3 protein-coding genes are annotated in these 2,076 nt (G+C 72.4%); all 3 read left to right on the top strand.

Features of this window, described 5'->3' with window-relative positions; translation table 11 throughout:
• Positions 1–10: 10 nt before the first annotated feature.
• Positions 11–1,006 (top strand): alpha-ketoacid dehydrogenase subunit beta, encoded by a 996-nt coding sequence (locus AC5LUJ_RS08995; protein WP_250284524.1) that lies wholly within the window; start codon positions 11–13, stop codon positions 1,004–1,006.
• A gap of 47 nt (positions 1,007–1,053) precedes the next feature.
• Positions 1,054–1,746, top strand: coding sequence for a biotin/lipoyl-containing protein (locus AC5LUJ_RS08990; protein ID WP_493464772.1), 693 nt, complete (start codon positions 1,054–1,056; stop codon positions 1,744–1,746).
• On the top strand, positions 1,647–2,076 hold a 430-nt coding region (locus AC5LUJ_RS08985), incomplete at its 3' end, for an E3 binding domain-containing protein (RefSeq protein WP_493464771.1). The genes AC5LUJ_RS08990 and AC5LUJ_RS08985, both read left to right, overlap by 100 nt.

Genomic DNA, 2,076 nt, shown 5'->3' with positions numbered 1-2,076 from the left:
CCGGCGGGGTATGGGGGCCGGGCCGTCGACGCTGACCCTGGCCAAGGCTCTCAACGCGGGGCTGCGTGCGGCCATGGAGGACGACCCGAGGGTCGTCGTGATGGGCGAGGACGTCGGCCGGCTCGGCGGGGTCTTCCGCGTCACCGACGGGCTGCTGGCCGACTTCGGCGAGGACCGGGTGATCGACACCCCGCTCGCAGAATCCGCGATCATCGGGACGGCCATCGGGCTGGCGATGCGCGGCTTCCGGCCGGTGTGCGAGATCCAGTTCGACGGCTTCGTCTACCCCGCCTTCGACCAGATCGTCACCCAGCTGGCCAAGATGCACTATCGGACGCGGGGCCGGGTCCACCTGCCCGTGACGGTCAGAATCCCCTTCGGCGGCGGCATCGGCGCTGTCGAACATCACAGCGAGTCACCGGAAGCGTACTTCTGCCACACCGCCGGGCTGAAGGTGGTGGCGTGCTCCAACCCGGTCGACGCCCACACGATGATCCGCCAGGCCGTCGCCGCGGACGACCCGGTGATCTTTTTTGAGCCCAAGCGCCGCTACTGGGAGAAGGCCGAGGTGACCACCGGCCTGCCGCTGTCGACAGCCACCCCGCTGCACGTCAGCCGGGTCGTGCGCACCGGGGAGGACGCGACGCTGGTTGCCTACGGCCCGATGGTGCGCACCTGCCTGGACGCGGCCGCCGTCATGGCCGAGGAGGGACGCGAGCTCGAGGTGATCGACCTGCGCACGCTGTCCCCGCTCGACTTGTCGCCCGTGTTCGCGTCCGTACGGCGGACCGGGCGGCTGGTGGTGGTACACGAGGCGCCGTCGAACGTGTCGCTGTCCGCGGAGATCGCCGCGCGGGTCACCGAGAAGGCGTTCTACTCGCTGGAAGCCCCAGTGCTGCGTGTCACGGGATACGACACTCCGTATCCGCCATCTCGTCTGGAGGAGCACTACCTGCCGGACGTCGACCGGGTGCTCGACGCCGTGGACCGGTCGTTCGACTACTGACCGGCATCCACCGGGCCACACCAGCGAAACGTTCGACAGCCTGCGTGATGCCGGAGGGCCGGGTCCCGGTCGTCAGCCGTCACTCGGTCATCGGTCGTCCCGGCCACCAGTTGGAGGTCACCGTGTCACGTGAGCAGTTCCGGCTCCCCGACCTGGGCGAGGGCCTGCCCGACGCCGAGATCGTCCGATGGCTGGTGGAGGTGGGTGAGCACGTCACCGTCAACCAGCCGATCGCCGAGGTGGAGACCGCCAAGGCGCTGGTGGAGGTGCCCTCCCCGTTCGCGGGCGTGCTGGCCGTCCGGCACGCCGAGCCGGGCGATACGGTCGAGGTGGGGCAGCCGCTGGTGACCGTCGACACCGCGCCGACGCCAGCGCCGGCGGAAGCGGAAGCGGCACTGTGGATGCCACCGCTGAAAGCAGTGCATCCAGCACCAACGGCACCCACCGGGCGGGCGGCGCCATCCCCGTCACGGCCGGCCCGGCCGCTCCGGAGAGCCGGCGGCGGCGTGGTCAGACACCTGCCGCGCCCGGCTCGGATCCCGCGTCCGGTCACCCGTCCGGTCCCGCGTCCGGCTCGCGGGAGGGAGATGGCGAGCGGATGCCCGTGCTGGTCGGGTACGGCCCGCGCGGGGGGCCAGGGGTGTCCAGGCGGGCCGCGCGCCGGAGCTCACGCCAGGACCCGACAGGCAGGGCGGACGAGGCAGCCGCGGCAACCAGGACAGGTCCGACAACCAGGATAAATCTGGCAATCGGGACAGGTCCGGCGACCAGGACAGGCCTGCCGGATCCGGCAGGCGGGGGAAGGCCGGCGGGTACGGGCGCGGACGCGGGCGGCAGCCCACGGCCGCCCGACGGCCTCGACGCGCCGCGGCGGCCGGCCCGGGCCGTCGCCGTGCTCGCGAAACCACCGGTGCGCAAGCTCGCCCGCGACCTCGGTGTCGACCTGGGCACGATCGTCGGCACCGGACCGCACGGAACGATCAGCCGCGCCGACGTCGAGGCGGCCCGGACACTCACGAACGGCCACGATGCCGGCCGGGACGCCAGCCATGACGCCGGCCGGGACACCC

The organism is Protofrankia sp. CiP1_Cm_nod3 (genome assembly GCF_982290655.1).
Note: the sequence above shows the minus strand (reverse complement) of the source record. Positions and strands in the feature narration are given on the sequence as shown.

Excerpts from the sequence above, each read along its gene's own strand:
- AC5LUJ_RS08990 (WP_493464772.1), top strand. The coding sequence starts at position 1,054 with ATGCCGGAGGGCCGGGTCCCGGTCGTCAGCCGTCACTCGGTCATCGGT.
- AC5LUJ_RS08995 (WP_250284524.1), top strand. The coding sequence starts at position 11 with ATGGGGGCCGGGCCGTCGACGCTGACCCTGGCCAAGGCTCTCAACGCG.